This is a genomic window from Shewanella sp. Isolate7 (assembly GCF_022398425.1).
GTDB lineage: Bacteria > Pseudomonadota > Gammaproteobacteria > Enterobacterales > Shewanellaceae > Shewanella.
The window spans coordinates 1-26,436 of the sequence record NZ_JAKEVJ010000051.1; the positions used below are offsets into that span (position 1 = coordinate 1).

Consider the following 26,436-nt stretch of genomic DNA (forward strand, 5'->3'; position numbering starts at 1 on the left):
TTGGGGGATACGCCTTGCTGCTCCTGTCGAAGCTGGTTTACCCATTTACGCATGGCTGAATTACTGACGCCCATCGCGCTTGCAGCCTCAGTTATGCTGTATCCCTGTTTCGTTACCAGCTGCGCAGCTTCTAATTTGAACTCTGCACTGAATGTCGGTCTTGTGTTCTTCATTTCTACCACCTTTTCTCTGGAAGTGAGTCTATCACTTCGTCTATTCAGGTGGCCAAATTCACTATGCCACTACATAAAGGGAAGAACAGCGATTAGATTATTCGCGAAGTATCCATATTTAAGAAAGAAGAAGTTGTGGGGTAATCATTTCTGGCAACGTGGTTACTTTGTGGATTCGGTAGGCGCGAATGAGGAAATAATTAGGCGATACGTGCGGCATCAAGACAGACAAGAGAAGGAAGAGGCCGAGCGTCAATTACAATTGAACGTTGATTAATAAATAAGCCCCCTTATAGGGGGCCAATCAAAGCCACCTTCTATGAAGGTGGATTCTTTACTGCTAACTTATCACTGTTAAGTCAGGGATTTGGTGTAATATATGCCTTAAGCATCCAGATTGCTGAGGAGAACAGCTTAGGTGGCAAAGTCCATTGCCGGCGGGGTCCGTCCGGGGATCATCATAGATATCGAACACAGGCTTCTGAAACAGATCATCGTGGGTAAACAGAAGGCCGTGGCCTCCATGTTTGATGACTTAGATAGAGAACTGGAGAACGACGCCAATAAGCTCGCCATCGAGCGCGACGCCGTGTTTGAGCGCCTCTCAAAGCAGATCCAGGCCAGGCAGGTGTTCGAGGCGGTATCCAAGCAGCTGATCACTACGGTCAATAGCACACTGGACAATCAACTGGCGTCGCCAGAGCTGCTGATACAGCACTCGGGCATCAAGGCCAGTCAGATGTTGATACTTGAGCTGTTACAGCAGAAGAACCTGGATCTGAGTCGGCTGCGCCTGCTGATCGCCGATCTGCCCTGGCTGGCGCGTGATCTGACCAACATGGTCAACAGCCCCTCGTTTCGCCATAAGCGCCAGCAGCGCTCCGATGTAAAGGTGACCGAGATAAAGCTGGTACTCAATTTTATCGGCGTGGAAAACCTCAGGCTACTGATCCCCTATTATTGTCTGCGTAACTGGCTCCCAACCGGGCATGCTAACTTGCTCTGGACCACACGCAAGCTGTGGCGCTACGCCATGGTAACCGGCATTGCCGCCAAGGCCCTGGCGCAGCTCAATAAGCAGGACATGGCAACGGCCTACACCAGTAGCTTGTTCTACCAGTTGGGGATCTCTGTGGTGCTCAAGAATGGTGCCAAGGTCTACGAGAGTATCTGGGGCAACTGGCTGAGGGAAGCCAGTGGAAGTCGCGATAAGGAGCTACATGACGCCGTGTTGGCTACCGAGTTTCCCGCCGAGGATATCTATCAGCAGGTGCTGCACCACGCCCATACCCTCAACTGGCGTTTACCCGAGCTGCTCGATTTCTCGGCCAGCAGTCTGACGCAAACCCAGAGAGAGCTGGACACCTGCCTGAGTTACAGTGAGCTTTCGAGCGAGGCCGCCCTGGTTGCTAGGGCTAGCTGTTATGCCAAGGTGTTGATGCTCGAGGAGATGCGGTTGATCTCGCCCAAAGAGAAGCAGATGATGTTCGACTATTATCAGCTCTCCGAGCAGGAGCAGATCCGTCTCAAGGGGCAGAATTACCGTAAGCTAGATCTCTACTAGCAGATAGCACGTAGAGCATGGCTCATCCTCCCGGCGCCCTAGATACGATTTAACGCGGCGCCTTCTCCTTTCCCCCCTTCACCTCTTTTTTTGCCATATATATTATTGATATTTATGGTATTACTCGGTTTTCCGTCAGGGCCTAGCAATCGTTTTAATCCTTGATTGAAGCCAGTCAGAGCTGATGGACAACAAGGCTCTTGAGAGGGAGCAGTCATTTCGATGGTTTTAGTATGCTTTGCTATGGAAATGTTTTACTATCCAGACCACGTCAAAATATGACTTTATATTTATAAAATTCACATTGTTATGCGGAATTGTGGTCGATAATTTTTTTTCTGACTATTTATGCTCAAGGCTAGGTTATAAACGCTTGTATAACCTTTAAGCTCAAATCTTTATGCATTTGTTATGCACATGCTAAGAAGGCGATATGGTAGGAACTGGTATTTTGATCACGTTTTCGCTATTAATGTCCCCCTAGATAACAAAATAACCGTCACCGAAAGGCATGGCTTTCCGGAAAAAGACGGGTACGACAGGCGATTGAAGCCTTCGGCAACATTGAAAGGATGAGTAGAATGAGCGTAAACCAAAAGCTAACCCGAGCCCAGTTTGATGAAGTAATGGTGCCTAACTATGCACCTTCGGCTGTGATCCCTGTCCGTGGTGAGGGTAGCCGTGTTTGGGACCAGGAAGGCAAAGAGTTTGTCGACTTCGCCGGTGGTATTGCGGTGAACTGTCTGGGTCATTGTCATCCAGCGCTGGTTGGCGCCTTGAAAGAGCAGGGTGAGAAGATTTGGCACCTGGCTAACGTGATGACTAACGAGCCAGCACTGGCACTGGCGACCAAGCTAGTTGAAGCCACCTTCGCAGAGAAGGTTTATTTTGCTAACTCAGGCGCAGAAGCCAACGAAGCGGCCCTTAAGCTGGCCCGTCGTTACGCCCTGGACAAGTTCGGCGCCGACAAAGATCAGATCATCGCCTTCGATAAGGCCTTCCACGGCCGTACTTTCTTTACCGTAAGCGTGGGTGGCCAGGCGGCCTATTCAGACGGCTTCGGTCCTAAGCCACAGTCTATTACCCACCTACCATTCAACGATATCGCGGCGCTGGAAGCCACGGTATCTGACAAGACTTGTGCCATCATGCTCGAGCCATTACAGGGCGAAGGCGGCATCATAGACGCCGATCCTGAGTTCCTGCGCGCCGTACGCGCCCTGGCCGACAAGCACAACGCCCTGGTGATCTTCGATGAAGTTCAAACAGGTGTGGGTCGTCTGGGTGAGCTATACGCCTATATGCGCACCGAAGTCACGCCGGATATCCTCACCACAGCTAAGGCGCTCGGTGGCGGTTTCCCTATTGCGGCTATGCTGACCACCACAGAGATCGCCTCTCACCTTAAGATAGGTACCCATGGTTCGACTTACGGCGGTAACCCATTGGCTTGTGCCATAGGTAATGCGGTACTGGACGTAGTCAATACCCCTGAGGTGCTTGATGGTGTTAAACGTCGCGAGCAGCTGCTACGTGACGGCCTGAACAAGATCAACGAAAAGTACCATGTGTTCACCGAGGTTCGTGGCCAAGGCCTGCTGTTGGGCGCCGTGCTTAACGAGCAGTACCAGGGTCGTTCAAAAGATTTCTTGGTTGCCGGTATCGCTGAAGGCCTGATGAGCCTGGTTGCCGGTCCAAATGTGATCCGCTTTACTCCTTCTCTTGTTATTCCTGAGGCAGATATCGCCGAGGGTCTTGCTCGTTTCGAACGTGCAGTAGCCAAGGTTGTAGCTGGCTAAGCGACGGCATAAGCGCGGGGTAACAGCCGCGCTTTTTTTGTCTGAAAGAAATACTTGAACCTCAAGCGTGGCATGTCGGTCTTAATTGTTAAGGCTGTCTGCGTTTGAACGACAAGGACAAGTGAGGAGACCCGAAGATGTTAATTATCCGCCCCATACGATCGAGCGATTACGATGCCTTGTATCAGATCGCCATCGAGTCAGGTCATGGATTCACGTCTTTACCCGTCAATGAAGAACTATTAAGAAATAAGATCGCCCGCGTGGAGGCCTCGTTCGTCAAAGAGATCGAGAAGCCCTTCGACGAAGGTTATCTTATGGTGCTGGAAGACACAGAGACTGGCGAAGTGGTCGGTACCTGTGGCCTCGAGGCCGCGGTCGGCATGGTCGATGCGTTCTATCACTATCGCCTGGGCACAGAGGTCTACTATTCAGAACAGATCGATGTGCGCAACGAGGTGGAAACCCTGACCCTGTGCCACGACTACACCGGCGCCGCCGAGCTATGCACCCTGTTCTTGCGTGATACCTACCGCAAGAACAACAATGGCCGCATGCTGTCCCGCAGCCGTTTCCTCTTCCTGGCACAACATGCCGAGCGATTCGGTGAGACGGTGATTGCCGAGATGCGCGGCGAGAGCGATGCCGAAGGCAACTCGCCATTCTACGGCTGGCTGCAGAAGAACTTCTTAGGCATAGACTTCGTGCAGGCCGACTATCTGTCGGGCCTGGGGCAGAAGGCCTTCATGGCCGAGATGATGCCGAAAAACAGCGTCTATGTCTGTCTATTGCCCGAAGAGGCGCAGAAGGTGATCGGCGAGGTGCACACCAACACCCGTCCGGCGCTCAACCTGCTGCAGGCAGAGGGCTTTAGATGTCGCGGCTATGTGGATATCTTCGACGGCGGCCCGACGGTCGAATGTAACTTAAACGATATCCGCTCGGTGAAAGAGAGCCGTCTGCTGACGGTCAAGGTGGGCGAGATGCCTGCCTCGAGCTGTAGTTTTATTATCTCAAATACCTTGTTAGCGGGTTACCGAGCCACCTCGGCCAATCTGATGGTCAGCGACGAAACCGACGAGGTGATTCTTTCCCCTGAGCTTGCCGGTGCACTGCTGGTAGCCGAAGGTGAACAGATCCGTGTCTTGGCAATGTAGGAATTTATAATGAGTCAATTTATTAACGGCCAGTGGGTTGCCGGTCAGGGCCATGATGTGGTCTCTAAGAACCCAGCAAATCAAGAAGTTATCTGGGAAAGCAAGACGGCGACCCCTGAGCAGGTTAACGCTGCAGTCGAGGCGGCTCGCGCCGCCCAGTTCGACTGGTTCATGCTGGGTTTCGACGCCCGTCTGGCGATTGTCGAAGCCTACCGGGATCAACTCGAGGCGCACAAAGGCGATATCGCCGAGGTGATCGCTCAGGAAACCGGTAAGCCACAGTGGGAGACTGCCACCGAAGCGGCGGCCATGATCGGCAAGATCGGCCTGTCTGTTGCTGCCTACCACAAGCGTACCGGCACCACAGAGAACGATACACCGGCCGGTCGCGCCGTGCTGCGTCACAAGCCACACGGCGTGGTGGCGGTATTTGGTCCCTATAACTTCCCAGGCCACCTGCCAAATGGCCATATCGTACCTGCGCTGCTGGCGGGTAATACCGTGGTGTTTAAGCCATCTGAACTGACCCCTAAGACGGCCGAGCTGATGCTTAAGCTGTGGGAAAAGGCGGGTCTGCCGGCTGGCGTGATCAACCTGGTTCAAGGGGAAGTGGAAACTGGCAAGGCACTGGCTTCACACCCACAGATCGACGGCCTCTTCTTCACCGGTAGCTCGCGCACCGGCCATATCCTGCATCAGCAGTATGCGGGTCACCCGGGTAAGATCCTGGCGCTGGAGATGGGCGGTAACAATCCGCTGATCATCAAGGGCGTTAAAGATACCCTGGCTGCTGTCCACGATATCATTCAGTCGGCCTATATCTCGTCGGGTCAACGCTGCACCTGTGCCCGCCGTCTCTATGTGGAGAAGGGCGCCGAGGGTGATGCGCTGCTGGCCAAGCTTACCGAGGCGGTTAAGCAGATCAAGGTGGGTCCGTGGAATGCTCAGCCACAGCCATTCATGGGGTCTATGATCTCCGAGGCGGCGGCCAAAGGCATGGTGGAAGCGCAGCGTAACCTAGTCAACCTGGGCGGTACTCCGCTGGTTGAGCTTAAGCATCTGGAAGCCGGTACCGGCCTGGTATCACCCGGTCTTATCGATGTGACTCAGGTGATCGAGCTGCCAGACGAAGAATACTTCGGTCCGCTGCTGCAGGTGGTGCGTTACACTGACTTTGACGAAGCGATCGAGCTGGCGAACAACACCCGCTACGGTCTCTCAGCCGGTATCCTGGCTGACAGCCGCGAAGACTATGACTACTTCCTGGCGCGTATCCGTGCGGGTATCGTCAACTGGAACAAGCAGATCACCGGCGCATCAGGTTCGGCACCCTTTGGTGGTGTCGGCGCCTCGGGTAACCACAGAGCGAGCGCCTTCTATGCCGCCGACTACTGTGCCTACCCAGTGGCTTCGGTCGAGGCCGATGCCCTGGCCATGCCAGCCAACCTGAGTCCGGGTCTGACCCTTTAGTAAAACAAGCATGGGAGTGGGCGTCTTGCCTGCTCCCATTTTTATAGGCGTACACGAAGATCCTCGTTGTACTTATATCGTGAAAACAAACAAACCGGCGCGATAACGACCGGTAACACGATGATGTTAAGGAAGAAATTGATGCATACCGATGTAAACCAGCTATTTGCCGCCCTATGGGACGACTATGTTGAAATGACCCCCTCAGCCGCCAAGGTACACCAGCTATTGGCCAAGGGTGAGACCATCATCAACGATCATATCGCCCTGCGTACCTTCAACATTGCCAAGGTGAACCTGAGCGTTCTGGCGAAGCATTTCGAGTCTCTGGGCTATGTGGCCTGTGGTGACTACGACTTCGAAGCCAAGAAGCTTAAGGCCAAGCACTTCGAGCATCCGGACCCGACTCAGCCTAAGGTATTTATCTCTGAGCTGATGGTCGAAGCCTTCAGTCCCGAGCTGCAGGCCATAGTTCATGGTCTGGTGGAGCAGGTTGATGAAGCCGCAACTACGGCGGATAACTTTCTCTACTCAGGTCGTCACTGGGAGCTGGATTATACAACCTACGAGCAGCTACTGGCCGAGAGCGAGTACGCGGCATGGGTTGCGGCATTTGGCTACCGCGCTAACCACTTCACGGTTTCGATCAACCACCTGCCTGGCTACAACACCATACTCGAGGTGAACGACACCCTGAAGCAGGGCGACTTCGTGCTCAACAGTGTCGGCGGCGAGGTGAAGGGGTCTGCCGAGGTCCTGCTCGAGCAGTCATCGACCATGGCCGACAAGGTCAATGTGGCCTTTAAAGACACTCAGAAGACGATTCCAAGCTGTTTCTATGAGTTTGCCTTGCGCTACCCTAAGGCGGACGGCGAGCTGTACACAGGCTTCGTGGCAGCCTCTGCGGACAAGATCTTTGAGAGCACCAACAACGCAGGCTAATACCAATCGTAATAAATAATTGATCATTCTAGCTTGTTAAAACGCTCGATAACTGTATTAGTATTTTTAATTGTAGAATAACTACTTATCTAAAAATTCTGCTTTGTTCTCAAGCGTTTTTCCTGCGCTATTTCTGATCACATGTTTACTGTGATTGGTATAACCCCTAGGTGAAGCCCTGTGAGCAAAAAGCCGATGCACTGCATCGGCTTTTTTGTTTTTACTCAAGTGCTTAACTCACGATCTTAACTCATGCTCTTTAGGCTTTAGACCCTGAAGCCCAGGGTGATCTTGAGCCCGCCCAGCTGCTGGCTATGCTCGAAGTCTAGGCTTATCTCATACTGCTCGGCAATATCCTTGACGATGGAGAGCCCCAGGCCGTGGCCCATGATCGCCTCATCCAGGCGCTTGCCTCTCTGGGTCAGCTGGCTGAGGGCCTCGTCGGCGACGCCCGGGCCGTCATCTTCTATGGTCAACAAGCTCTGCTCGCCGGATTGCTTGGTCGACACGGCTACCCGGCTGTTGGCCCACTTGAATGCATTATCCAGCAGGTTGCCGATAAGCTCCATGCCATCTTCTCTATGGATGGGCAGGCGATGGATGTGGGTATCGAGATTAAACTGGCAGTCGATCGCCTTATGACCGTGCACCTTAGTGAGGGTCTGCGCCAGGTCCTGCAGATCTTTGGGCAGCTGCATCTGGGCCGCGGGTAACATGTCGCCGGTGATCCTTGCTGCCGCCAGCTTGCGCTCTATCATCTTATGGATCTGATCTAACTGAGCCTGCATGGCTGCGGCCGCGTCGGGGTCTTTTAGTCCCAGCACCTCCACCTGCTGCTGCATCACCGCCAGCGGTGTCTTGAGGCCATGGCTCAAGTTGCCCAGGTTGTTGCGGCTGCGCTCCATCTGCTTGCTCGAGTATTGCAACAGCTCGTTATAGGTCTGGGCCAGGGGGGCAAGCTCGGGGGGGATCTTGCCGGTATCCAGCGCGGTGATCTCGCCCTCTCTGAGCTTCATCAGCGCCCGTTGCATGTCGTTGATGGGCTTGAAGGATTGGCGCAGCAGAATGAAGATCCCCGCCACCATGGCCAGCAACATGGCCAGGTTGACCGACAGCTTAGTGCCGTAGACCTGGGAAAAGACCTGACGACCGATACTGAGATCCTGGGCCACCGTGAGGGTTGCCTGCACCTTGGCATCGGCGCTGCTTAGCCCCAGGGAGAGTAGCTGGATGTCGTGATTCTGCGGTCCCTTGGTCTGCCATACCCGGGTCTGGCCCTTGGTGAGGGGCTCTATCTCCAGGCGTTGATCCCACAGGGAGCGGGATCTGAGCTCGATATCCTTGAGGTTGAGCTGATAATAGCGCCCGGAATAGACCGGCTTGTAGAAGTTAGAGACCTGGTTGGGATCTATGCTGATGTCGCCGTTGTCGAACTGAATAGCCAACAACACCTGTTCTAAATCCTCTTCGAGGCGGTCGATGATGGAGTCGTGAAACGCCTGGCGCAACATGGACTCGAAGATGACGATCGCCACGAAGGTGGAGATGATGACTAAGGCCGACAGCCAGAGGCTGAGCTTAGTGCGAATCGATATCATGGCTTGAGGCCGTGGAAGATATAGCCCTGTCCGCGGCGGGTCTCAATCGCCGTCTTACCTAGCTTCTTGCGCAGGTGAGTCACATAGACCTCCACCACGTTGCTCTCCTTCTCATCGTCAAACTGATACAGCTTGTCTGTGAGCTGCGCCTTGGAGAGCAGCTTCTTGGGCGACATGAGGAAGATTTTCAGCAGGCGGAACTCCATGGCGGTGAGTTCGAACTCCTGCTCACCCACAGTGACACTCTGCTGGCCCTCGTCCAGGGTGACACCCTCGAAACTCAGCTCCTTGGTGGGGCTGTTGGTCTTGCCGTGGGCGCGGTTGATCAGCGCGTGAATACGTGCCAGCAACTCCTGACTGTGGAAGGGTTTGCCCAGGTAATCGTCGGCACCGGCGTTGAAGCCTTCGACCTTCTCGTGCCACTGACTGCGGGCGGTCAGCATGATCACCGGCGTGTTTATGCCCTGGTTACGCCAGGTCTCCAGAAGCTGGAGTCCGTTGCCGTCGGGCAGGCCGATGTCCAGGATGACACAATCATAATGAGTTTCTTTGATCAGGTAGTCGGCTTCGGCGGCTCTGTCGGTGACATCTGTGACATAGCCGGCCTGTTTCAGCTGTTTGGCAAGTTCATCGACCAGTAGGGTGTTGTCTTCGACCAGCAGCAATTTCATCGTCTTTCTCTACCTTAGCGCAGGAGGCGCTTCTGTCTACAGGGAGGCGGCCAACTCGCATCGGCCTGAATTGATAATACACTTTTTCACCCTAAGCGGATATTTCGGCGCTAGTTTTTCTGTGGCACGCAGGCTGGGGGCAGGGGTTTCTGGTCGCTGTGCCGACCTGTGGTGGCATCGATATCCAGGGAGATGAGTTCGCCGTTAGTCGTCTTGATTTGGAGATCGTATTGCCATTTGCCTTGGGCATGAAACAGGTGGGCGTCTACCAGCTTGCCATCACAGAAGGTTTGTACCTGGCTGAGGGTGAGGTCGAGGGAGAGGATCTTGCCTTCGTTGACCAGGGCCTTGGCCTGGTTGTGTTCCAATTCGATTGCGGCGTTGGCGACGGGACTGAGCAGTGAGCAGACACTAAGCAAGAGGGTGCTGATAACGACGGTCGGTTTCACTAAGCTGTCCTAAAAAAATGGCCTGACTAAGGAGTCAGGCCACTTTAACTAAGATCTATTAAATCTAACTTAATGTTAGCTTATCGGGTACCGTAAACCACGATAGTTTTGCCGTGTGCTTGGATCAGATTCTGCTCTTCAAGCATCTTGAGGATACGGCCCACGGTTTCACGAGAACAACTCACGATCTGACCAATCTCTTGGCGAGTGATCTTGATCTGCATGCCGTCTGGATGCGTCATGGCATCAGGCTGCTTAGCTAGGTGCAGCAGCGTCTGTGCGATGCGACCGGCAACGTCCAGGAAGGCGAGGTCGCCCACTTTCTGGCTGGTGCTCTGTAGACGGTAAGCCATCTGAGATGACAGCTTCATCAGGATCTCAGGGTTTACCTGGATCAACTGCTTAAATTTCTTGTAAGAGATTTCAGCGATTTCACAGGCTTGCTTGGCACGAACCCAAGCAGTACGTTCGGCTTGTTCTTCAAACAGACCCAGTTCACCGATGAAGTCACCTTGGTTCAGGTAAGAGAGGATCATCTCTTTGCCTTCTTCATCTTTAATCAAGACGGCAACAGAACCTTTCACTATGTAGTACAGAGTGTCTGAGTCTTCACCCGCATGGATCAGAGTGCTTTTGGCTGGGTATTTATGAATGTGACAGTGTGATAAAAACCATTCCAACGTTGGATCAGGTTTAGGCTTACCAATCAGAGCCATGCCTATGTTCCTCGACTGATTAATGTAAATACAAGAATATGCTAAATAAGCAGATTACGTCAATTAGGCCCAAAAAACCTCGTCAGAGATCAAATTATGGCAATAAGTATGCAGCCAATAACCTAATTTACTTTGCTGTCAGTAGTGGGAGTTTATTTTGATACATTAGTAATATATGTCAACCAATACCTTAGTCAGGCCAGTTTATTTGGCCGACAATGCTGCCCATATCACATCTGTCTACGTCTATTTGCCGGGCCTGGGGGATAAAGCCGCTAATTTTCATGCAGTAAAATACGGTTTTTACTCGACTTGGCGGGGGGATTATTGATAGTGTTAGTCTCTGCGCCGGCGCATCATACCCGGGCCGGGGCAGCTCAAAGTGGTGACTATTTCGTGTCGTATTCAGAAGGCGCGAACTGGTGAAGGAGAGTCTTGAATCGTGACAAAACATGTTTGGAAATTGGCCGCAGGCCTGCTGGCGCTGTTTGCCGTACAGCAGCAAGCCCTAGCGTTTTCTGTCCCCGCCACCGAAGCGGCGGCGCCCGCCAGTAAACTGGCCCATATTCAGCTTAAAGCCAGCCAGGGTGAATCTGAAGCGCAATTTCTTCTTGGTTTAATGTATCTCTCCGGTCGTTTCGTCGAGCAGGATCCTCTGCTGGGTGCCAGCTGGGTCGAACGCGCCGCACAGACGGGCCACAAGAAGGCGGCTCAGACCATAGCGGATCTGGCCTTCGACGGTAAGATCATTCCAAGAGATCTGGCGTTGGCCGAGCGTTGGTACTTGCACCTAGCGAGCGAGCAGGACAAGTGGGCGCAGTTCCGTCTGGGCTTCATCTATGCCGCGGGTGGCAACGGCGTGGCCCGCAACTGTGGCAAGGCAGTAGACAACTTCATGGCCGTGGGGGATGAGATCGCCCTGGGCAATGTGGTGTGGATCCTCTCTACCTGTCCTGAGGCCAAGTATCGCGACGGCGGTAAGGCCCTGGCTATCGGCAAGGGGCTGGTGGAGGCCAACAAGCAAGACCCAACCAACCTAGATAACCTGGCCGCGGCCTACGCCGAGATAGGCGACTACAGCGCGGCGGTGGATCTGCAAAAGCAGGCGATCAAGGCGCTCAAGCAGACGGCCGAGTTCGATAAGTCCGATGAATTTGAATCGAGGCTGGAAAACTATCGGCAGCAGAAGCCGTACCGTGAAGTGGTGCCCCTGTCACAATAGTTCTACTTTCAGTCATTATTGGCTTCAACAACACTTAAACGTCGATTCGGGTCGGCGTTTTTTTATGCCTGGAATCTAGTTTTGGGAAGCTGTGTAGCGTAAGAGGAGGTGTCGGGACGCTAGCATACTCGAGGAAGCAAACAGATCAAGATGGGGGAATTTACTCCCAAGAGTATACTAACTATCAGTCTTTCGCCTGAAATCCCGATAGCCAGCATTCTATGTGAGCAGACTTAAATAAAGCTTAAGCGAAACAATCTCTTTCTGAAGCAAGTGCAAGCGATTAAAAATTATTCGCTATCCAAATCCAGCAGGTGCTGACGCTTCTCCAGCAGATCGCGAATTAGCGGCGTGAGGATAAGCTCCATCGCCAGCGACATCTTGCCACCGGGCACCACTAAGGTGTTGATGCGCGACATGAAGGAACCGTCGATCATCTTCAGATAATAGGGGAAGTCGACATTCTTGATGCCGCGAAAACGGATCACCACGAAGCTCTCATCCAGGCTGGGGATGGTCTTGGCGCTAAAGGGGTTAGAGGTGTCGACCGTCGGTACCCGCTGGAAGTTGATATGGGTGCGGGAAAACTGGGGCGTCATATGGTTGATATAGTCTTCCATGCTGCGCACGATAGAGCCCATCACCTTCTCGCGACTGTGGCCTCTGTCAGAGGTGTCGCGGATGATCTTCTGGATCCATTCCAGGTTGACGATAGGCACCATGCCGATCAGCAGATCCACGTGTTGGGCCACGTCGCAGTCGTCGGTGACCACGCCGCCATGTAGGCCCTCGTAGTAGAGCATGTCGGTGTTTTCCGGCAGCGGGCGCCACTGGGTGAAGGTGCCGGGCATCTGGTTGAAGGGCACGGCCTCGTCGAAGGTGTGTAGGTAGGAGCGGGTCTCGCCCTGGCCGGTGGCACTATAATCGCTGAAACACTGTTCCAGCTTGGCGAAGTCGTTGGCCTCTGGGCCGAAATAACTGATGTTGCGGTTTTCGTTTTGCGCCTGACGGATCTTGAGTTCCATCTCGGGACGGGTGTAGTGGTGAAAGCTGTCACCCTCGATCATCGCGGCATTGATCCCCAACTGACGGAAGATATGGCTAAATGCGGTCGTGGTCGTCGTGGTGCCTGCTCCAGAGGAGCCGGTCACGGCAATAATAGGGTGTTTAGCTGACATTCTTCTACCTAAAAGCGCTGAGCTGATGCCTGAGAAAAGGCATTTGTGAACCAATAGTTATACGGCACACAGAACCTAAAGGTCAACAGGGCTGGTCATCTCGTCCCTGCTGCGTCAAGGTATCTTGCCGCTGGCGAATAGCGATCGATTCCTCCTCTTCGCTGTATTCGACCACAAGCTCGCTGCGGGCCAGCGCCTGACGACACTGCGCGATGGCACGGGCCAAGGCCTGGTCATCCAGGCTGGCAAAGCTGCCATCTTCGGTCTGGGTAAACAAAAATTCCTTGATCAAATTGTCCAGGGTTTCGGCCGGCAGTTGTAACAGGGATTGATAGGGCACTAGCATCTTTAAGCCTCCAGCAGAAAATGGACGATACGCTGCTCCAGATAATATCTGGGCTTGAGGGGATGACCACCGTCGATAAAGCCGACATGGCCACCCTGTTGGTGCAGCTCATAGGTGACCTGAGGCGACAGCGCCTCCTGGCTTGGAATCACCTCATCTGTCATGAAGGGGTCATCCTGGGCGTGGATCACTAGGGTCGGCTTGGCGACTTGGCTCAGGTAGGGCAGACCGCTGGCGCGGGTGTAGTAGTCTTCCACGCCATCGAAGCCATGCAGCGGCGCCGTCACCCTGTCATCGAACTGATGAAAGGTGGTCAGGCTCTCGACCTCGCTCTGGGTCACCGGCATCTGGGCGCTCAGGTCGGGCATTGCCAGCTTGTCATACACCTTCTGCCTTAGCTGCTTGATAAGGTAGCTCTGGTAGACCTTAGAGAAGCCATGTTTGAGACGTGTGGCACAGGCGCCCAGCTGCAGCGGCGCCGAGATCACCACGGCGCGATCCACCAGGCTGGCATCGCCTTGCTCGCCCATATATTTGGCCAGCACATTGCCCCCCAGGCTGTAGCCCACCGCCAATAGCGGCGAGTCGGGATAGTCCCTGCGTAACTGACTCAGGGTGGTGTGCAGGTCTTGAGTGTCACCACTGTGATAGCTGCGGGCGAGGCGATTGGTTACCCCCGAGCAGCTGCGGTGATGGTGCACCAGGGCGCTGACCTTATGCTCGCCCAGCAGTGTTAGCAGGCGTCTGGCATAGTGAGAGTCGGCGCTGCCCTCTAAGCCATGTACTAAGACGACGATGGGCGCGCCTTGAACTGGTTTGGCCAGCCAGTCGAGATCGATAAAGTCGCCGTCATCCAGCTCCAGGCGTTGGCGGGCCAGGGCTGGCCTGCCGACCTTTGTCAGTACGGGCAGTATGGTCTGCACATGGGGATTTCTTGCCCACCAGGGGGGCGTGAAGCTACGCTGGGTCATAAATCGCTATTGCCGAAAATTAAAACATGTGTTTCATTGTTATCTGGGCCGCTAGTGTAGCACAGATCCTGTATTGGCCTTTATAGCCTATCTTAGGCCAGATGGGATACCACAGATGACGGAGCACAGGGAATAAGATGAATCGACGCACCTTTTTAACCACGGCCCTCGTGGGGACCGGCGCCCTGGCACTGGGGGTGAACCTGTATCATCCGCCTCAGGTGAGGGTGAGTGCCTCCCTGGATCAGTCCCATCGCCTGCTGTTTAGCCTGCTAGTGCCCGTGTTTCTCGACGGCGCCTTACCCAATACCCAGTCGCTGCGCGTGGCGGCGCAAAATCGCACCTTAGACGCCATAGTGGCGACCATGGAGCTGCTGCCCGATGAGTCCCGTGAAGAACTCGAGCAGTTATTGGAGCTGCTGGAGTCTCGTCTGGGACTGCTACTGCTGACGGGTAACATGACGCCGCTGTTGATGAGGCAGCCTCAGGAGCTGGTGGCCATGCTCGAAGCCTGGCGCAGCAGCTTTCTCGACCTGATGGTGACGGCCTATCAGGGGGGGCGTGAGCTGGTGCTGGCAAGTTACTACAGCTGCCCCGAGCATTGGACACGATTGAATTACGAGAAGCCGCGGCTGTTTAATTGATTTGACTCTAATCTACTGGGAGTCTAAGCCGCTAGGAACTTAAGCTGCTAGGTACTTAAGCCGCTACGACCCAGCACCACCGATTGCATATTTCGGACTGATAAACATAGACCTTGATAACAGGGCAAAGGAGCGCCATTGGCCATCGAAGATCCCATAGTGACCGGCCTCGCTGGTGGCTGGAAACACATAGATGCCAGTCAACTGACCCAAGACCAAACCCTAGAGGCCGATGTGGTGATTGTCGGCAGCGGCGCCGGTGGCGGCGTGGCGGCCGAGATCATGGCCGAGGCGGGTCTGTCGGTGATCATAGTCGAAGGTGGGCCGCTGAAATCGTCCGAGAGCTTTAACATGGAGGAGCGACGCGCCTACCCTAACCTGTATCAGCAGGCCGCCTCCATGAAGACCAAGGATAAGGCGATCGGCATCTTTCAGGGCCGAGCCGTCGGCGGCTCCACCACCATCAACTGGACTACCTCGATCCGCACCCCGGAGAACGCCCTAAGATTCTGGGCCGAGCACAAGGGGGTGGAAGGCCTCTCCAAGGAGGCGCTAGCCCCCTGGTTCGACAAGATGGAGCAGCGGCTCAATATCACTCAGTGGCCCTTCGAGCCCAATCGTAACAACATGGCGCTGAAACAGGGCTGTGAGGCGCTGGGCTGGGATTACACTGTTATCAAGCGCAACGTGGCGGGCTGCTGGAACACCGGCTATTGCGGCATGGGCTGCCCGGTGAACGCCAAGCAGTCTATGCTGGTCACCACCATACCCGCGGCACTGGATCGCGGGGCGACCCTGGTGAGCCGTGCCAAGGTGAGTAAGATAGAGCACCATAACGACAAGGTGTTTGCCCTCAAGGCCCAGGCGTTAAACGAAGCTCTGCGCCCCAGTGGCGTGCAGCTGATGTTTAAGGCCAAACACTATATCCTCAGCGCCGGCGCTATCCATACGCCGGCGCTGATGATGCGATCGCAGCTCCCGGATCCCAATAAGCTTCTGGGCAAGCGCACCTTTCTGCATCCGACCCTGCTGAGCGGCGCCCTGTTTAATGATGCCATCAATGGCCATAGCGGCGCCCCGCAATCTATCTATTCTGATCAGTTTGTCTGGCAAGACGGCGCCGACGGTGAGCTGGGTTATAAGCTGGAGGTGCCGCCCATTCATCCGGTGCTGATCGCCTCGAAATCTTTGGGCTATGGCCAGAGTCACGCCGAGTTGATGGCCCAGTTTAATCAGTTACAGGTCACCATCGCCCTGGTTAGAGACGGCTATCATGAGGGCAGCCAGGGCGGCCAGGTGCAGCTGACGGACAAGGGCTATACCCTGGATTACCCACTGACCGACGCCTTCTGGCGCGCGGCGCGGCGCGCCTTTGCCAGCATGGCCGAGCTACAGTTTGCCGCCGGGGCGCAGAAGGTGCTGCCCATGAGCGAGGGCATGCCCTATCTGCCGAGCTGGCAGGCGGCCAAGGAGGCCATCGCCGAGATGCCCCTGGCGCCGCTCAAGACTGTGGTGGCATCGGCCCACGTGATGGGCGGCTGCCCGCTGGGTGAAGATACCAGTCAGGCCATGGTCAATAGTCAGGGACGTAGCCACTATCTGGAGAATCTGTCTGTGATGGATGGCTCTCTGTTCCCCACCAGTCTGGGGGCGAACCCTCAGCTCTCCATCTATGGCATCACCGCCCGCAATGCCAGCCTGCTGGCCAGCGAGTTGAGCGGCGGCGTGTAATCAGGCGCTTTTTAGGCCTGGCGGGTCAGGGTCTGCGCCAGCTGGTGGTACTGGGCTATCTCTATCTGATACAGACCGAGGTAGCGGGGCAGGTTAGCCTGTCCCTGCTCGCTGGGTAGCTGTCTGAGTTGGCGCAGTATCATCCGCTGGGACTTTCGCTCCAACATGAGTTCCACCGATAGCATCTGGCGATACTCGGCCTCGGCCAGGTTATGTTTGCTGAGCTTTCTCAGTCGACGATAGGGCTTGAGTACCTTCTGCTCCCAGGTCTCGACCTGCTGGCTGAGCTGCTGCCAATGCTGGTCGCTGAGATAGTAGTGCTGCTCGTCGAGCCACTGAGCCAGCAGCAGTAGGTTGACGTTGAGCCCATAGTCATCCTGCAGCTTGAGATAGAGCAGCTGCCCCTTCTCGTAGAGGCTGTCGCAGGTCTGCCATAGGCTGGCGTCGAAATGATTTACATGGCTCATGCTTCATCCTTGCATTATTTAGCTAAGCGCGGGCGCAGGTTAACTCAGGGCCCTGGCTTCTTGCTCTATGGCTTCGATCTCCTCTTGCAGCTCAAGCCATTCCATCTCGCTCTCTTCGAGTGTCTGGGTCTGCTGGGTGCGCTCGGCCAGTACCTGGGTGAGCTTGGCCTTGTTGTCGGCCTCATACAGGCTGGTATCGGCCAGCAGGTTTTCCAGCTCTGCCAGCTTATCGCTGCAGGCTTGCTGGATCTTCTCCAGCTTGGCCTGCGCCTTCTTCATCGGCGACAGCTTCTGTCTTAGTTCGGCCTCCAGGCGCTTCTGTAGCTTCTTATCCTGGGCCGGGCTGGCATCCTCAGAGGCCGCCGGTTTGTTGGCCTCCTTGGCGGCGTCGAGCAGCCACTGATGGTAGTCGTCCAGGTCGCCGTCGAAACTCTTCACCTCTCCGCCGTCGACCAGGTAGTAGTCGCTACAGCTCAGACGCAGCAGATGTCTGTCGTGTGACACTATAATCATGGCGCCTTCGAAGTCCTGCAGCGCCATGGTCAGGGCGTGACGCATCTCGAGATCCAGGTGGTTGGTGGGCTCATCGAGCAGCAAGAGGTTAGGGCGTTGCCATACAAGCAGCGCCAGCACCAGGCGGGCCTTTTCGCCGCCGGAGAAGGGACGCACCGGCGAGAGGGCCATGTCACCGTTAAAGCCATAGCCGCCGAGGAAGTCTCTCAGCTCCTGCTCTCTGTGGGTGGGGGCCAGTCGCGTCAGGTGCTGCAGCGGTGACTCGTCCAGACGAAGAAACTCCAGCTGATGCTGGGCGAAGTAACCTATGTTGAGGCCAGGATTCGGCTCATACAGGCCGCTCATGGGCTTGAGCTGTTCGGCCAGCAGCTTGATCAGGGTCGACTTACCCGCGCCGTTGCGCCCCAGCAGGCCGATGCGGGCACCGGGCACCAGATTCAAATGCACATGGTTGAGGATCGCCTTGTCGCCATAGCCGACGGAGACCTGCTCCATCTTCACCAGCGGGTTGGGCAGGGCCTCGGGGGCGCGAAACGCCATATGAAAGGGGCTGTCAGCCTTGGACGGCAGCAACTCAGTCATTCTCTCTAACGCCTTGAGGCGGCTCTGAGCCTGCTTGGCCTTGCTGGCCTTGTAGCGGAAACGGTCGACGAAAGATTGCATGTGGGCGCGCTCTTTCTGTTGGCGCTCGAAGGCCACTTGTTGCTGGGCCATGCGCTCGGCGCGGATCCGCTCGAATGCCGTGTAGTTGCCCTTGTAGTAGTTCAGCCTGTGGTGCTCGACATGCACTATCTCGTCGACGATGGCGTCGATAAAGTCTCTGTCGTGGCTGATGAGGATAAGTGTGCCCTGGTAGGCCTTTATCCAGCTTTCCAGCCAGTACATGGTATCTAAGTCGAGGTGGTTGGTGGGTTCGTCCAGCAGCAAGAGTTCCGAGCGGCACAGCAGTGCCTGCGCCAGGTTGAGACGCATGCGCCACCCCCCCGAGAAGCTCTTGACCGGATTTTGCTGTTCGGCCTCACTAAAGCCCAGGCCAGCCAGTAGGCTGGCGGCGCGGGCGCGGATGCTGTAGCCGCCGATGGCGTCTATCTTGCCGTGGAGTAGGGCAATTTGGTGGCCGTCATCATCAAGCTGCGCCTTGTGCAGCGCCGTTTCCAGCTCGCGATATTCCCTGTCGCCGTCGATCACATATTCCAGCGCGCTTACCTCCAGCGCCGGCGTCTCCTGGGCGACGGTGGCGATCTGCCAGCCTGTGGGCACGCTGATCTCGCCCTTATCCAGGCTGAGTTGTCCCATGATCAACGCAAGCAGAGATGACTTGCCCGTGCCGTTGGCACCCACCAGGCCGACCTTGTGGCCGGGGTAGACAGTCAGAGAGGCTTCGTCCAATAGGGTCTTGGAGCCGCGAATAAGTTGCGCTTGGGTAATGGTGATCATTGGGGTCGACTTGATGCATAGCTAAGGATTAATAGGCTTGGGATGATAGCCCAGTTGGGGTATGGCTTGCCACTCTTTAGCCGGGACATTTTGAATCCGATAGGGTGTTTTGTTGCTGCTTGTGGCAAAATGGCCACATCGACAGAGTTTTTATGCCAACAGGTAGAGTCAAGCGTGAGTAGAGTCAGAGTCAAGAAGCGTTTCGTTGCCGGTGCCAAGTGCCCCAAGTGTCATGCCCAGGACAGTATCGTGCTGTTCAAGGAGCAAGGTGTCGAAACGGTTGAGTGCGTCGAGTGCGATTACCGTGAGCAGCAGGCGGAGGCCGAAGTGGCCAAGCAGGCCACCGGCGCCGTGATAGGGGTGTTTAAGCCCTAACGCTATTTAGGCGTGAAAAACCTAGTCGCGAAAAGCCTAGTCGTGAAAAACCTAGTCGTGAAAACTTAGTCGCGAAAACCCTGCTGTAGAAACAGGTGGCGCGTTTGATTAAAGCGCGCCTCATCGCAGAGTATGAAGTCGATCGCCAGCTGGGCGTTCTCCTGTCTGAACTTCTCCGTCTTGGCGATTTCATATTCGTTCATCACGATATTCATCGCCTCCACCGTCCATTCACATTCCCCCTGGCCTATGCTGACCTCGTCGGGATCATAGTGGGTCACCATCCAGTCTTGTAGCTGTTCGTTGTCTATCTTGGCCTGTTGCCAGGCGGTGAGCTGGTCGATGAGTTGTTGTTTGCTGATGTTGGCTTGGTTCATGGCGAGAATTCGGCTTGTCACCGTCTATTTGATATGGATGGCGCTAAGCATAACCCAAAGCCAGACTGGCGCGAACTCTTGCGGCGGCCTAAGCCCCAATGCGCTGATCGGATCTTTCGTTATTGGGTTGCTTTGGTTGCATTTTTGTCATCAATGGTTAAGGAAACTTGATCCCCGTCATCACACTAAGGTTGCGTCTGGGCGCGGCTCGGGGTAGTTTGAGGTGTTTTTTTGCCTGGAAGACTCAAAATGAGTAACAATACTCAGTCCACAGCGGCGCCGCGCTTCCCCAGAATCTTCTGGATCGCCAACGGTGTCGAGCTGCTCGAACGAGCGGCATATTACGGGGTGTTCATCGTTATCACCCTTTATCTGTCGCGTATCTTAGGCTTTAGCGATGTCGAAGCCGCCTGGTTGGCGGGTTCATTCTCTGCCGGCCTCTATTTCCTTCCCACCTTCAGCGGCGCACTTGCCGACAAGATAGGTTTTCGCGGCGCCCTCCTACTGGCATTTGGCCTGCTGACCATAGGCTATGCCTCGCTGGCGATATTCCCGGCGCTCATTGAGAGTCAGGGGCTGGTGGAGTATGGCAAGGAGACCATCTACCACGGCCTGAAGGAGGCGGATATCCGCTGGGCTATCGTGCCTATCCTGGTCGTCATCATGATAGGTGGCTCATTTATCAAGGCGGTGATCACAGGCACAGTGGCACTGTCGACCACCACAGAGACCCGCGCCAAGGGTTTCTCTATCTTCTACATGATGGTCAATATCGGCGCCTTCTCGGGTAAGACAGTGGTGAAGCCGCTGCGCGAATCCATGGGCGACCTGGGACTGATTAACCTTAACTACTTTGCCGCCACCATGACGCTGATCGCCTTCTTCAGCATCATGCTCTTCTTCAAGAGCACGGAGGAGAACCGTTCGGGCAAGAGCCTGGGCGAGATCTGGCAGGCGCTGCTCAAGGTGCTATCAAATGGCCGCCTGATCACCCTTATTCTGATCATCACAGGCTTCTGGATGGTACAGCATCAGCTCTACGCCACCATGCCTAAGTATGTGCTGCGCATGGCCGGCGAGGGCTCATCGCCTTCATGGTACGCCAACGTTAACCCGCTGGTGGTCTTCCTCTGCGTCAGCTTTGTCACAGGTTTGATGGCCAAACGCAGCGCGCTGACCTCTATGACGGTGGGCATGTTTATCATGCCGGTATCTGCGCTGCTGATGGCGTCTGGCAACATGTTTGCCGGTACTGACACCATCTTAGGCATGCATCCTATCGCCGCCATGATGATTATCGGTATCGTCTTCCAGGGCCTGGCCGAGTGCTTTATCTCGCCGCGTTTCCTGGAGTATTTCTCGCTGCAGGCGCCCAAGGGCGAAGAGGGACTGTACCTAGGCTTCTCGCATCTGCACTCCTTTATCAGCTCCCTGCTGGGCTTCGGTCTGTCGGGTTATCTGCTAGAGGCTTACTGTCCGGATCCGCGCGTGTATAACGACCACGCCGCCTGGGTCGAGGCCTCGGCACATGCGCACTATATCTGGTATGTGTTTGCCGCTATTGCCAGCGTGTCGGCGGTATCGCTGATCATCTATGGCGCGGTGATTAAACGTATCGACGCCAAGAATGATACCGACGCCGAACTGGCAACCGCCTAACTGTTTGACTCAGTTTGGGTCGGTTAAACCCTGAAAGCCGCCGCGATAGCTCGCGGCGGCTTTTATTTAATTCCCCGCCCACATTGGCAGCATTGATAACGGATTGCTGCTATAATCGCCGCCATATCCACGCACGCCCTTGAGCTCTCTCATCGGCCACTGCCATTCATAGCTTTATTTGTGCCTGATCTATATGAGTTTTATCTTGGCACATCATTAGGAAAATACCGTGAGTCAATCTGACGCTACTACGCCAAGCGGGGCTTTCGATAGCCTGCCGCTAAAACCCGCTTTGCTCGATACCCTGAAATCTATCGGTTTTCACCAGATGACGCCGATTCAGGCCCAGAGCCTGCCCGCCATCCTCAATGGGGGCGATGTGATAGGCCAAGGTAAGACGGGTTCGGGCAAGACGGCCGCTTTCGGCCTTGGGTTGCTTAACAAGCTAAACGTGAAGCGTTTTCGCATCCAGTCCCTGGTGCTTTGCCCCACCCGTGAGTTGGCTGATCAGGTGGCGGCGGAGCTGCGCACCCTGGCTCGTGGTATCCACAACATCAAGATCCTCACCCTGTGTGGTGGCGTGCCCATGGGGCCACAGATAGGCTCGCTGGAACACGGCGCCCACATTATCGTCGGCACGCCGGGGCGCATCATAGATCACCTCGAACGTGGCCGTTTGGATCTCGACAACGTCGATACGCTGGTGCTGGATGAGGCGGATCGCATGTTGGAGATGGGCTTTCAGCGTGAGCTGGACGCCATCATGCAAGAGGTGCCCCGCGAGCGTCAGACCCTGCTGTTTAGCGCCACCTTTCCCGAGCAGATACAGAGCCTCAGCGAGCAGTTTATGATCGACCCTCTGATGGTGAAGGTCGAGTCTCACCACGACGGCGAGACAATCGAGCAGCACTTCTATGAGTGCGGTAACAACAATGATCGCATGAAGGCGCTACAGCTCCTGCTGCTCAAACATCAGCCCGAGAGCGCCGTGGTGTTCTGTAACACTAAGCGCGACACCAAAGATGTGGCGGCTAAGCTGACCAACGCAGGTTTTAGTGTCGTGGCCCTGCATGGAGACTTGGAGCAGCGCGATCGCGACCAGATGCTGCTGAAGTTTGCCAACAAGAGCGCCAGTGTCATGGTGGCCACAGACGTAGCGGCCCGCGGCCTGGATATCGACGCCCTGGACATGGTGGTCAACTATCATCTGGCCTACGATACCGAGGTGCACATTCACCGCATCGGTCGTACCGGACGTGCCGGTAGCAAGGGCGCGGCCTACAGCCTGTTTAACCATGAAGATGGTTACAAGCTCACCATGCTGGCGGACCTGCTTGGCCGCGAGATAGATGGCGAGACGCTGCCAGGTGAAGGCCTGCTCGACACCTTGCCGCCTCAGCCTAAGATGGTGACCATACAGATAGATGGTGGCAAGAAGCAGAAGGTTCGCCCCGGGGATATCCTCGGCTGTCTCACCGGCGAGAACGGTATCGAGGGCAGTGAAGTGGGTAAGATTAAGATCACCGAGTTTCGCTCCTACGTGGCGGTAGATCGCAAGGTGCTGCGCAAGGCACTCAACAAGATTGTGAAAGGCAAGCTTAAGGGCAAGAGCTACCGGGCGTGGGAGTTAAGGTAAGGGTTCACGCTATGCTAGCGGAGTAATTGGAAAAGGAGCTGACTGACGTTAGCTCCTTTTTTGTTGTCTGGCGTTTGGCGGGGTGTGGTATTGGGTTAGTTTGTTTGAAGGTCGACCCTTCATGGAAACTTATTGCCTGCCGCAGGCTTTATGTGCAGATACGCCCGTGACACGCTGTGCGTAATCTGACCTCCAAGGATGGAGGGAATGCCGAAAAATGTCGGGAACATTTTTGGCCATGCCGCCGAGAGCCAAAAGCGTGCTTACACCCGTATCTAACGTCTCTTCGATTGAGCATCACTGAGTGCCTATTGGGGAGGAACATTTGGCCATATTGATATTGGCGGGAGATTTGAAGGTTGTACCTTCATGGCAATCTATCGCCTGCCCGGCGGAGGGTTGTGCAAGCACTCTTTTGGCACGCCGAGGTTCCGTCCTTGGAGGCTTCACGGCGGCGTCCATGCCGCCGAGAGCCAAAAGTGTGCTTACACGCGGTGTTTAACGTCTCTTCGATTTGGCCGTGTTAGGTGTGAAGAGGGAATGAAAAAGCTGATCTGGTTTTGCCCCAAAGTGAGTTAACACTTTGTCGGTGGAGCAGTACCTAACGGACTTTCTGGCCTAGCAATTTGTCATCGCTACACCTGCGTGATCTAATTCACTACTCCCCAACCTAAGGAAGGTGCGAATAAGTCCCGTGCTTGCTCTGCGTGTGCTTAAAGTGGATAGATGCTAGGCACAGTTTGCAGCGAATGGCCCTAGTCCTTCGCAAGAACTGTAACGCAGCAAATACCGCTGTAAGCCTCGCCCTGCGGGGCTTTGATAGCAACACCATTTCGGCGTTATTCAACTTCAGCAGGCCTCGGCATGCCCTCAGTTGAATGCCTTGAACTGTCGCTGCTATCAAAGCCAGAGCTGTGATTCAGATCACAAGGATTTTGAACGACTTTTATCCTGTATTTGTGCGCTTTTTCTCATTTCGGTATAAATAAATAGCTTTAAAATTAACTGCTTATAACATTCGTTAAGTAGATAATAGGTTTGGAAAACGCGCATGCGCGTTTTTCCAGATGGTATATTTAGCAAAATGCTGATAAGTTCATTACATACAGATAGTTAACTGTGCGCGTTTTCACTGGTCCAACGAGGTAAACGCGCATGCGCACTAATAAGCTGTTACATGAGTGAATTATGAAGAAAATGTTTTTGTGTTTAACCGTTGTATTTTTCTCAAGCTCTACATTCTCAGGACAATGGTTTGCTGTTGATGGCGGGGTAATTGAAGTTAAATTAAATACCTCAGAGGTAGAAAATTCTTTATGGAAGTATGTCTCAAGTAAGTCAAATAAAAAATTTGCATCCAAAGAGTTATACGTATTTCAGTATAAAGCAATCACAAAGGACACCTTGAAAATAATGGGTTCCTGTGATGTTCAAAAAGAAGCTGACCTCAATAAAGCCTTTTATATGGTTTTTGATGGTGGTTCTTGTTATTTTCAAATTAAATATAATTTAAAGACAGGCATGTTTTCTGAGCTCAGTGTTAACGGTGAAGCCTAAACATGTAACCAGTTGCTGTTTTGGAACTTCGTTTCACTCAGTCCACAAAGCAAAGCGTTATATTCCTAGAGTTTAATCAACATGGAGAGTTATAAATGAGAGTATTGTTTTTTAGTTTTGTTTTACTTTTTTCAAAGTTTTCACTTGCATCAGGTTTAATGTTAGCTGAGGGAGTTAAGTTACAATCAAATTCACTTGGGGAAGAAAGGGACTTATTAATAAAACTTCCAAAGAACTATCACAATGAAGAGAAATCATACCCTGTACTATATGTACTTCACGGTCAATGGGATATGCTTTCAACTTTATCGACTCTTGATCTTTTAGAAGATCAAATTCCAAACTTTATAGTTGTCGGTATCGAAAGTAGAGGAAAAGAACTTAGTCCTGAAAATGGAAAAACAACACCCTTTGCTAACTTTCTAGAGAAAGAAGTTGTCCCATATGTTAATGAAAATTATCGAGTTGCAACTTATAGCATTTTGTCTGGGCACTCCAATTCAGGGCGCTTTGTATTGGATTATTGGTTAAGTGACAATCCAGTTTTTTCGAAATACTTTGCTTTTAGTCCCTCTCTTGATGATGGCTACATCGTAGACAAAGTATCTAAGTTAAATTCTGAAGTTTTAAAAACAAAAGCTCCTCTTACGATCACCATCGCAAATGAAGGTGAACATATGCAAAGTCCTTTTACTGAATTAACAAAGAAGCTTAGTAACCTATCTAAAGGTTCTTTTGAATTCCAAAAATTCCCAGAAGAATCTCACAGAACTACTAAACATCCTTCGATGCAGTATGCTTTACAATCAACATTCGCTGGCTGGGAACCAACATATGAAGTAAAAATCTCAGGTTTAGATGGCTTAAAAGAACACTATACAGATTTATCTAAAAAGTATGGATTTAAAGTACTTGTCCCTACCGAAACTTTACAGAAACTAACCGCTCATTATGCAATTTCTAAAAATTCGACTGAAGAACTTAACAAGCATATAGCTTTCACAATTAATCAATCACCAGAAGGTATAGACTCACTTTTTGAAATATCTGATTATTTGTCTAGTAATGGGTATAAAGAAGCAGGTGAAATTATTCTAAATGAAATATGTAATCAGTCTAAAAATAATCAAAGATGCAGTGGCTATAGCGGAATATAACAAGTTGCTAAAGTTCGTTCGTAAACTCACTGGGACAATTAAGGAAGGTGCGAACAAGTCGTCGCACAGCTCTGGCTTTGATAGCAGCGACAGTTCAAGGCATTCAACTGAGGGCATGCCGAGGCCTGCTGAAGTTGAATAACGCCGAAATGGTGTTGCTATCAAAGCCCCGCACTGAGGAATCCCCTGATAACTTTGATATAAATCATGAAATTAGAGTGAACTTACACCTTGGAATGTGATCTGATTAAGCGCAAACAAAAACCAATCACGGACTTCCAAGGTGCAAGCATTAACTATCTTACATCAATCCCTCTATCAACATTGCCCAGAAATTCACCAAAAGCGTCTAAATACCCTCATGGTTGCTTGCCAGGTCCTCATTGATTCAGACCGTCTTACATTGACCGCTTTAGGTCGTCATATTGATGGAACTCATGCGCAAACCAAACATTCGATTAAGCGTATCGACAGGTTGCTCGGCAACCATCATCTTCATCACGAGAGACTAGCGGTCTACCAATGGCATGCTAAGTGGTTACTGACACAGCACACCATGCCCATTGTTTTGGTGGATTGGTCTGATATGCGTGAAGGGCGCGAACTCATTGCCCTGAGGGCCTCTAT

24 protein-coding genes and 2 pseudogenes are annotated in these 26,436 nt (G+C 53.5%); 15 read left to right on the plus strand and 11 right to left on the minus strand.

Going from position 1 to position 26,436, the window contains the following annotated elements:
* Positions 1 to 173 (minus strand): transposase (locus tag L1D47_RS13635; RefSeq protein WP_239882384.1); only part of this gene is annotated, 173 nt, incomplete at its 3' end.
* A gap of 70 nt (positions 174 to 243) precedes the next feature.
* Between L1D47_RS13635 and L1D47_RS21245 the strand changes: the two are divergent.
* The 6 genes and pseudogenes from L1D47_RS21245 to L1D47_RS13665 form a co-directional block, all read left to right on the plus strand.
* Positions 244 to 450 (plus strand): annotated as a pseudogene (locus L1D47_RS21245) (transposase); the annotation flags it as partial.
* Between the two features lie 141 nt (positions 451 to 591).
* A complete protein-coding gene (locus L1D47_RS13645) occupies positions 592 to 1,737 on the plus strand; it encodes an HDOD domain-containing protein (RefSeq protein ID WP_239885583.1) in 1,146 nt (381 codons plus the stop codon).
* Between the two features lie 581 nt (positions 1,738 to 2,318).
* Positions 2,319 to 3,536 carry an aspartate aminotransferase family protein gene (locus tag L1D47_RS13650; protein WP_041508379.1) on the plus strand — a complete coding sequence of 406 codons (1,218 nt, stop codon included), beginning with the start codon at positions 2,319 to 2,321 and terminating at the stop codon, positions 3,534 to 3,536.
* Positions 3,537 to 3,673: 137 nt separating this feature from the next.
* Positions 3,674 to 4,693 (plus strand): arginine N-succinyltransferase, encoded by a 1,020-nt coding sequence (gene astA, locus L1D47_RS13655; protein WP_041508380.1) that lies wholly within the window; start codon positions 3,674 to 3,676, stop codon positions 4,691 to 4,693.
* Between the two features lie 9 nt (positions 4,694 to 4,702).
* Complete coding sequence (gene astD / locus L1D47_RS13660) at positions 4,703 to 6,163, plus strand: succinylglutamate-semialdehyde dehydrogenase (protein WP_239885585.1); 1,461 nt, start codon at positions 4,703 to 4,705, stop codon at positions 6,161 to 6,163.
* Between the two features lie 141 nt (positions 6,164 to 6,304).
* A complete protein-coding gene (locus tag L1D47_RS13665; RefSeq protein WP_041508382.1) occupies positions 6,305 to 7,105 on the plus strand; it encodes a DUF1338 domain-containing protein in 801 nt (266 codons plus the stop codon).
* Between the two features lie 266 nt (positions 7,106 to 7,371).
* Here the strand turns inward: L1D47_RS13665 and L1D47_RS13670 are convergent, their stop codons facing one another.
* The 4 genes from L1D47_RS13670 to crp all read right to left on the minus strand — a co-directional run bounded on the left by L1D47_RS13670 (position 7,372) and on the right by crp (position 10,539).
* Positions 7,372 to 8,703: a sensor histidine kinase gene (locus tag L1D47_RS13670; protein WP_239885586.1), complete on the minus strand. Its 1,332-nt coding sequence runs from the start codon at positions 8,701 to 8,703 to the stop codon at positions 7,372 to 7,374.
* A complete protein-coding gene (locus L1D47_RS13675) occupies positions 8,700 to 9,374 on the minus strand; it encodes a response regulator transcription factor (RefSeq protein ID WP_041508384.1) in 675 nt (224 codons plus the stop codon). The genes L1D47_RS13670 and L1D47_RS13675 overlap by 4 nt, the downstream gene beginning before the upstream one ends.
* Before the next feature lie 110 nt (positions 9,375 to 9,484).
* Positions 9,485 to 9,823, minus strand: coding sequence for a hypothetical protein (locus L1D47_RS13680; protein WP_239885589.1), 339 nt, complete (start codon positions 9,821 to 9,823; stop codon positions 9,485 to 9,487).
* 80 nt (positions 9,824 to 9,903) lie between these two features.
* Positions 9,904 to 10,539 (minus strand): cAMP-activated global transcriptional regulator CRP, encoded by a 636-nt coding sequence (gene crp, locus L1D47_RS13685; protein WP_239885590.1) that lies wholly within the window; start codon positions 10,537 to 10,539, stop codon positions 9,904 to 9,906.
* 442 nt (positions 10,540 to 10,981) lie between these two features.
* On the opposite strand from crp, the gene L1D47_RS13690 reads away from it, so the two are divergent.
* Positions 10,982 to 11,761, plus strand: a complete 780-nt coding sequence (locus tag L1D47_RS13690) for a tetratricopeptide repeat protein (protein ID WP_239885592.1) — start codon at positions 10,982 to 10,984, stop codon at positions 11,759 to 11,761.
* Positions 11,762 to 12,051: 290 nt separating this feature from the next.
* On the opposite strand, the gene L1D47_RS13695 is transcribed toward L1D47_RS13690, so the two are convergent.
* From L1D47_RS13695 to L1D47_RS13705, 3 genes are all read right to left on the minus strand, one after another.
* A complete protein-coding gene (locus L1D47_RS13695; RefSeq protein ID WP_041508385.1) occupies positions 12,052 to 12,939 on the minus strand; it encodes a phosphoribulokinase in 888 nt (295 codons plus the stop codon).
* Positions 12,940 to 13,021: 82 nt separating this feature from the next.
* Positions 13,022 to 13,285 (minus strand): YheU family protein, encoded by a 264-nt coding sequence (locus tag L1D47_RS13700; RefSeq protein WP_239885594.1) that lies wholly within the window; start codon positions 13,283 to 13,285, stop codon positions 13,022 to 13,024.
* 2 nt (positions 13,286 to 13,287) lie between these two features.
* The gene (locus L1D47_RS13705; protein WP_239885596.1) at positions 13,288 to 14,256 is read right to left on the minus strand and encodes a hydrolase; all 969 of its coding nucleotides are present in this window, start codon (positions 14,254 to 14,256) and stop codon (positions 13,288 to 13,290) included.
* Between the two features lie 137 nt (positions 14,257 to 14,393).
* On the opposite strand from L1D47_RS13705, the gene L1D47_RS13710 reads away from it, so the two are divergent.
* Positions 14,394 to 14,900 (plus strand): twin-arginine translocation signal domain-containing protein, encoded by a 507-nt coding sequence (locus L1D47_RS13710; protein WP_239885598.1) that lies wholly within the window; start codon positions 14,394 to 14,396, stop codon positions 14,898 to 14,900.
* A 138-nt stretch (positions 14,901 to 15,038) separates the two neighbouring features.
* Positions 15,039 to 16,631 carry a GMC family oxidoreductase gene (locus L1D47_RS13715; RefSeq protein ID WP_239885600.1) on the plus strand — a complete coding sequence of 531 codons (1,593 nt, stop codon included), beginning with the start codon at positions 15,039 to 15,041 and terminating at the stop codon, positions 16,629 to 16,631.
* 11 nt (positions 16,632 to 16,642) lie between these two features.
* Here the strand turns inward: L1D47_RS13715 and L1D47_RS13720 are convergent, their stop codons facing one another.
* Entirely contained in the window at positions 16,643 to 17,098 is a 456-nt protein-coding gene (locus L1D47_RS13720; protein ID WP_041508390.1) for a TIGR02444 family protein, read from the minus strand.
* A 39-nt stretch (positions 17,099 to 17,137) separates the two neighbouring features.
* Positions 17,138 to 19,048, minus strand: a complete 1,911-nt coding sequence (locus tag L1D47_RS13725; RefSeq protein ID WP_239885602.1) for an ABC transporter ATP-binding protein — start codon at positions 19,046 to 19,048, stop codon at positions 17,138 to 17,140.
* 174 nt (positions 19,049 to 19,222) lie between these two features.
* On the opposite strand from L1D47_RS13725, the gene L1D47_RS13730 reads away from it, so the two are divergent.
* Entirely contained in the window at positions 19,223 to 19,423 is a 201-nt protein-coding gene (locus L1D47_RS13730; protein WP_011864400.1) for a YheV family putative zinc ribbon protein, read from the plus strand.
* 65 nt (positions 19,424 to 19,488) lie between these two features.
* On the opposite strand, the gene L1D47_RS13735 is transcribed toward L1D47_RS13730, so the two are convergent.
* Positions 19,489 to 19,800 carry a hypothetical protein gene (locus tag L1D47_RS13735; protein WP_239885605.1) on the minus strand — a complete coding sequence of 104 codons (312 nt, stop codon included), beginning with the start codon at positions 19,798 to 19,800 and terminating at the stop codon, positions 19,489 to 19,491.
* Positions 19,801 to 20,049: 249 nt separating this feature from the next.
* Between L1D47_RS13735 and L1D47_RS13740 the strand changes: the two genes are divergently transcribed.
* From L1D47_RS13740 to L1D47_RS13760, 5 genes and pseudogenes are all read left to right on the plus strand, one after another.
* A complete protein-coding gene (locus L1D47_RS13740) occupies positions 20,050 to 21,459 on the plus strand; it encodes an MFS transporter (RefSeq protein WP_239885608.1) in 1,410 nt (469 codons plus the stop codon).
* 229 nt (positions 21,460 to 21,688) lie between these two features.
* Positions 21,689 to 23,095: an ATP-dependent RNA helicase DbpA gene (gene dbpA / locus L1D47_RS13745; RefSeq protein WP_239885609.1), complete on the plus strand. Its 1,407-nt coding sequence runs from the start codon at positions 21,689 to 21,691 to the stop codon at positions 23,093 to 23,095.
* A 1,188-nt stretch (positions 23,096 to 24,283) separates the two neighbouring features.
* Entirely contained in the window at positions 24,284 to 24,652 is a 369-nt protein-coding gene (locus tag L1D47_RS13750; RefSeq protein WP_239885611.1) for a hypothetical protein, read from the plus strand.
* Positions 24,653 to 24,747: 95 nt separating this feature from the next.
* A complete protein-coding gene (locus tag L1D47_RS13755) occupies positions 24,748 to 25,809 on the plus strand; it encodes an alpha/beta hydrolase-fold protein (RefSeq protein ID WP_239885613.1) in 1,062 nt (353 codons plus the stop codon).
* Between the two features lie 283 nt (positions 25,810 to 26,092).
* Positions 26,093 to 26,436, plus strand: a pseudogene (locus L1D47_RS13760) (IS4 family transposase); the annotation flags it as partial.